Origin of the sequence: Calidithermus terrae (assembly GCF_003574345.1) — a bacterium.
GTDB lineage: Bacteria > Deinococcota > Deinococci > Deinococcales > Thermaceae > Calidithermus > Calidithermus chliarophilus.
The window spans coordinates 1-3506 of the sequence record NZ_QXDL01000308.1 but is presented as its reverse complement, the minus strand read 5'-3'; the positions used below and the strand labels follow the sequence as shown (position 1 = coordinate 3506).

Sequence of the window (3506 nt, the reverse complement as noted above, 5' to 3'; positions counted from 1 at the left end):
GCGTAGGGCTCGACGGGGTAGGCCTCGCCCCGGGGCAGGGCGGGGGCGGGGGGCTGTGAAGCCTGGAGCGACCCCACCTCGAGGCCCTCCGGCAGGCGCTCGAGCCGCTTGACCTCGAGGCCGTTGCCGCCGTAGCTGGAGAAGACGACCCCCTGGGGCGAAGGGCTGACGCCGAACACGCCTCCCGGCTCGGCGGTGAGCTGGTAGAGCTGCCCTTCCCGCACCCGGTAGAGCTGCGAGCTTCCCCGGCGGTCGGAGGCGAACAGGAGCTGCCCTTCGGGGGTCCAGGCGGGCCACCAGTCCTGGAAGAAGTCGGAGGTGACGAACTCGAGCGCCCCCTCCCGCAGCAGCGCCACGTCGAGGAAGCCGCCCGGGCGCCACACCGCGAGCGCGACGGCGCCGTCCGGGCCCGGGGCGGGCTGGAAGAGCTGCCAGCCCTCGGGGGCCGCGTAGACCTCCCGGTCCTGCCCCCCGCACCAGCGGCGCAGGGCCGAGCGCTCCACGCTGCGGCGCACGTACAGCACGCACTCGCCCTCCGCCACCGCGTCGCTGGCGCGCGCGCCGTGGGTCAGGCGGGTCTCCTGCCCGCCGGGCCCCAGCCGGAACACCTCGCCGTAGCGGGTGCCCCCCTGCCGCACCACGCGCGAGTAGACCAGGCTGCCGCCGCGGTCCCAGGAGAGCCGGTCGGGGCGGCCCGGCAGGGGGACGGCGGGGGAGAAGCCGGTCGTGGCCTGCCGCCGGTCGGCCCACCCCACCCGCACCGCGCCGCCCTGCCACCAGGCCAGCAGCCCGTCGGGGCGCCAGGCCGGGCTCGAGCCCGCGCTCAGCCGCTGGGCCTGCGGGAGCCCGGTGCGGCGCAGCGCCTCGGCCTCGGACTCGGCCCGGGCGAACTCGAGCCCGCTCCACAGCTCCCATAAGGGCTCCAGGCGCGTGCCCAGCGCCCTCTCCCAGGCTTCGGAGAAGTCGAAGCCGCCGGCGTTATAGGCCCGGATGACCTTCCGCAGGCCGTCCTCACCGAATTCATCGGCCAGGAAGGCCACGAACCCCGCCCCGAAGCTGTAGCGGGTGTTGCCGCCGGGGTAGCGCTCGAGCGGCCCGATCCCGGCGTCGGAGAGGGTGGGCCACTTCCCCTCGCGCGCGATCTGCGCCCGCAGGGTGCGGGTGGTGGTGTCGGCCACGCGGCCCCCGCTGGTCAGGATGGACTCGAGGTACACCGCGTAGCCCTCGATGAACCACGCCGGCGGGACGCGGGCGGTGTTGCTGCCCGGGTAGCGGCCCAGGATGGCCGTCAGCGGGTCGTCGCCGTGGGTGGTGAGGTGGGCTATGTGCGTGTACTCGTGGACGAGCAGCACCTCGAGCACGTCCTGCCACTGCGCCCCGATGAGCCCGGGCTGCGGGAACGTGGCGTAGACGCGGATGACGGGGTAGGGGAAGACCATCGCCAGGCCGTTGAACTCGTCGGTCTCGTCGCCCACCAGGACGTAGGTGCGCGGTGGCTGGTTGCCCACAATCCCGCTCACCGCCTCCCGAACCGCCTCGGCCGTGGCCGCGACCCGCCGGGCGTAGCCCTCCAGGCGCGGCGGGTGGATCACGGTGAAGTGCGGCGTGACCACCTGCTGCAGCGGCACCTCCCCGATGAGCTGCGCTCGAGCCGGACCCAGGGCCGCCAGCACCAGCAGCCCCCAGAAGAACCGTCGGAACATGCGCCTACTTTACCGGCCGGGCGTCCGGGTTTGATGACGGTTGGCGGCGTGGTGTGGTTTGCCGAACGCCGAACGCCCAACGCCGATAGCTGATAGCTGACAGCTAAATACTGAACACCAGACGCATGATGCCGTCGGCAGGCCTCGCGCTGGCCTGTGCCCATTCTCCCAAGAAGCCAGGCCCCGCCTTGGCGGGGCCTGGTCAGGCTATCGGCTATCGGCTATCAGCTACCGGCTATCGGCACCCCGTTCAGCTCACTCGAGCTTCCAGGTACTCGCGCTCGCCCAGCACGATCTGGCGGGCTAAGTCGGGGTCTTTGGGGAATTCCTTGCCCCGGTTGATGAGGTAGGTCTCGTAGCGCCCGATCTCGAACTTCTCGACTATGCTCGAGAGCGCCTTGGAGAGGTCGAACTCCTTGCAGGAGAAGATGTCCACGCTGACGAAGCGCTTCTCGGGGAAGGTGTGGATGGCGATGTGGCTCTCGGCGATGAGGACCACGCCGGTGACGCCGGAGGAGTGCCCGGTGTGCCCGTCGTAGCGGTGCACGAAGGGGGGCAGCACCTTGGTCATCCCCATTTCCACAGGAAGCTCGTCCAGAACGCGCCGGACGAGTTCAAAATCGGCTAATTTGTCTGCGTTGGCGTTGTAGCCGTCGATCATCAGGTGCGGGCCAAACCCAAAGAGTTCCAACCTTGTCTCCTTAAGCGGCCTACGGGTGTCCCCCGGCAGGCTTTCTCACCCCGTCGAGCGGCGTAGGAACGCCGTTTCAACAGCCAATCATTATGGGGCCGGGGGGGTGGGGTGTCAAGAATTCGTCGGCGTCGCGCGGAAGGGCCAGAGGCGGGGTGAAAGAGGCGAGAAAGCTGCGCGTGTCGCGTGTCGAGGGCGCGAATTGCGCGGGCTCGAGCCCTTAACCCGGCTTTTTTGGCTATCGGCCATGGACAGTTGCTATATTGGAGGCACGTCACAACGAACGGGGGGTGTTTCCGGTGAACCAACCCTTGACAGAGCGGCGCGACGCTTGGTGGGTCGAACCCCTGGTCACGGTCGTCGTGCTGGTGGCCTTCGGGGTCTACGCCTTCTGGGTTGCCCTGATCAACCGCGACTTCGCCTTCGGCCCCTACCTCTCGCCGTTCTATTCCCCGCACCTCGACCTCGCCTGGTGGCCCTTCTCCCCGGCGTTCCTGATCCTGTGGGTGCCCCTGGGGTTTCGTCTGACCTGCTACTACTACCGCAGGTCCTACTACCGGGCCTTCTTCTGGGACCCCCCGGCCTGTGCGGTGGGGGAGATGCGCAGGTCGTACCGCGGCGAACGAAGCTTTCCTTTCGTGCTCAACAACCTGCACCGCTACTTCTGGTATCTCAGCCTTCCGGTGCTGGCCTTCTTGTGGTACGACGCGATCAAGGCCTTCTTCTGGGAGGACGGTTTTCACGTGGGGCTGGGCGCGCTGATCCTGGTGGTCAACGTGGTGCTGCTGTCGTACTACACCTTCTCCTGCCACGCGTGGCGTCACCTGGCGGGGGGATGCCTGGACTGCATGTCCGGCAGGCCGGTCCGTTATGGCCTGTGGCGCTGGACCAGCCGCATCAACGCCCGCCACGGCTACTGGGCCTGGGTCAGCATGGTCTCGGTGGCCCTGGCCGACGCGTACATCCGCCTGTGCGCTACCGGCGCCATCGCCGACTTGCGCCTGTTTTAGGAGGCCGTGTGGAGTCGTATCAGACCTTCGATTACGACGTGCTGGTGATCGGCGCGGGCGGGGCAGGCCTGCGGGCGGCCATCGCGGCCCTGGAGGAGGGGG

General features: G+C 69.1%; 3 protein-coding genes. 1 reads left to right on the top strand and 2 read right to left on the bottom strand.

Going from position 1 to position 3506, the window contains the following annotated elements:
- Both Mterra_RS19830 and speD read right to left on the bottom strand, forming a co-directional pair.
- Nucleotides 1-1703, bottom strand: a 1703-nt coding sequence (locus Mterra_RS19830) for a TolB family protein (RefSeq protein ID WP_218022982.1), incomplete at its 3' end; no start/stop codon positions are given.
- A 250-nt stretch (nucleotides 1704-1953) separates the two neighbouring features.
- Nucleotides 1954-2394, bottom strand: a complete 441-nt coding sequence (gene speD / locus Mterra_RS19825) for an adenosylmethionine decarboxylase (RefSeq protein WP_170159758.1) — start codon at nucleotides 2392-2394, stop codon at nucleotides 1954-1956.
- A 299-nt stretch (nucleotides 2395-2693) separates the two neighbouring features.
- Between speD and Mterra_RS19820 the strand changes: the two genes are divergently transcribed.
- Nucleotides 2694-3404, top strand: coding sequence for a succinate dehydrogenase (locus Mterra_RS19820; protein ID WP_119316685.1), 711 nt, complete (start codon nucleotides 2694-2696; stop codon nucleotides 3402-3404).
- Nucleotides 3405-3506 lie beyond the last annotated feature (102 nt).